The organism is Kocuria sp. WN036 (assembly GCF_002287015.1).
Lineage (GTDB): Bacteria > Actinomycetota > Actinomycetes > Actinomycetales > Micrococcaceae > Kocuria > Kocuria rosea.
In genome coordinates this window covers 1-1,845 of record NZ_NSKF01000066.1, presented here as the reverse complement: position 1 = coordinate 1,845, position 1,845 = coordinate 1, and the positions used below count along the sequence as shown (strand labels likewise).

Annotated in this window: 3 protein-coding genes; all 3 read right to left on the bottom strand. The window is 71.0% G+C overall.

Annotated features, from left to right (window positions below; all coding sequences use genetic code 11):
- Positions 1–249, bottom strand: a 249-nt coding sequence (locus tag CK505_RS18050) for a biotin carboxylase N-terminal domain-containing protein (RefSeq protein ID WP_141246877.1), incomplete at its 3' end; no start/stop codon positions are given.
- A 222-nt stretch (positions 250–471) separates the two neighbouring features.
- Positions 472–1,113: an LUD domain-containing protein gene (locus CK505_RS18045; RefSeq protein ID WP_095651918.1), complete on the bottom strand. Its 642-nt coding sequence runs from the start codon at positions 1,111–1,113 to the stop codon at positions 472–474.
- Positions 1,110–1,845, bottom strand: a 736-nt coding sequence (locus tag CK505_RS18040) for a 4Fe-4S dicluster domain-containing protein (RefSeq protein ID WP_141246876.1), incomplete at its 5' end; no start/stop codon positions are given. The genes CK505_RS18040 and CK505_RS18045, both read right to left, overlap by 4 nt.

Sequence of the window (1,845 nt, the reverse complement as noted above, 5' to 3'; positions counted from 1 at the left end):
GTAGCCCGGGTAGATCGCGTCCGCCCCGGACTCCTTGGCCACCCGGACGATCTCCTCGACGTCGAGATAGGCCCGCACGGGGTGGCCCTCCTCCCCGATCCGGTACGCCTCGTCGGCCTTCTGCCGGTGGATCGAGTTGCGGTCCTCGTACGGGAACACCGCCACCGTCTTGGCGCCCAGCTCGTAGGCGGCACGGAAAGCACGGATCGCGATCTCGCCGCGATTGGCCACCAGGATCTTGGAGAACATTGACACCCGTTCCGCACCTGGACGCTCCACTGGAGGCCTGGGTGCTGTGTTGTGAATTTCTGACAAGGTCAACTGCGAAGGAGAAACGGCCGGGCACGGCAGGGGCCGCCGTGCCCGGGCAGGGCAGACCCGGGCCCTCGGGGCCGCGATGGGGCCGGGGTGCCGAGCGGATCCGCGACGGTGCGTCTGCGCGTGCTGCGGTTCACGCGCCATCCGGGCCTGTCAGCCGAGTAGGATCACGTCGAGCGTCCGGGGCCCGTGCACGCCCTCCACCCGCTCCAGCTCGATGTCCGAGGTCGCGGACGGCCCGGAGATCATGGTGACCGGGGCCGTGGGCTCCACCAGGGCGAGGGCCTCGGGGATCAGCTCGACCACCGAGTCCAGCGGCACCACGCAGATGTGGTGGTCGGGGACCAGGCTGATCGCCCTCCGGCCCTCGTCGGGACGGCCGGTGAGGAAGATGGTGCCGGTCTCGGCGCAGGAGACGGTCGAGGCCGTCACCACGGCGTCCACGGCGTTGAGCTCCCGCACCCCGAGCGCGGAGGCCGCCCGGGCGTCGTTGGGATCCACCAGCATCCGGCGGGTGGCGGTGTCCTGCGGCAACCAGGCGGTGTCCAGACCGGCCGGGACCACATACCGGGCGGAGACCCCCAGCAGCTGCTCGATCCGCCCCGGCAGGGAGGCGGGGGTCTCGTGGTGCACCGCGGCCTTGTAGTCGACCAGCCGGTCCACGAGCATCTCGACGACCTCCTCAGCCGCACGCTCCGAGACGCGGCGATAGGTGCGCTGCGCCGGTGCAGGGGTAGGCGCGTCGTGCAGCGCCCCGCGGATCCGGTTGAGGATCTCGGTCTTTGCCTCGCTCATCGTGCTCCCCCGTCGTCTTCGGTGTCGGTCTCGGCCCCATCCGGTGCGGTACTGCCCGCATCCGGGCCGGCGGCCGGGCCGCCGTCGGCGGCCACCCGCTGCTGCGTCTCGTCGGCGTGCTTGGCCCACCAGTTGCGGAAGGACTCCTTCGGCGGGGCGGGGATGTCGCGCTCATCGGTCCAGCCCCCGGCGATCCCGGGCAACCAGGAAATCGCCCGATCCTTGCCCGCCACCGCCCTCCCCAACGGCAGACCCTTCTCGGCCAACCCCATCCGGGTGCCCGAGGACATCACCACCGAAGCGCCCTTCATCATCAAATCCATCTGGGAGGGCACCCGGGGGGTGGGCTTGCTGCGCACGTCCTCGTCGCGCAGGTGCACGAGGATCTCGGGGATGTTGATCTTCACCGGGCACACGTCGTAGCAGGCCCCGCACAGCGAGGAGGCGTAGGGCAGGGAGGCGTTCTGCTCGGAGGTGATGCCCGTCAGCTGCGGGGAGAGGATCGCCCCGATGGGCCCCGGGTAGGTGGAGCCGTAGGCGTGACCGCCGGCCTGCTCGTAGACCGGGCAGACGTTCAGGCACGCCGAGCAGCGGATGCAGTGCAGCGCCGAGCGCCCGGCGGGGTCGTCGAGCACCGCGGTGCGGCCGTTGTCCAGGAGCACCACGTGCACGTTCTGGGGGCCGTCCCCCGGTGTCACACCGGTCCACATCGAGGTGTAGGGGTTCATCCGC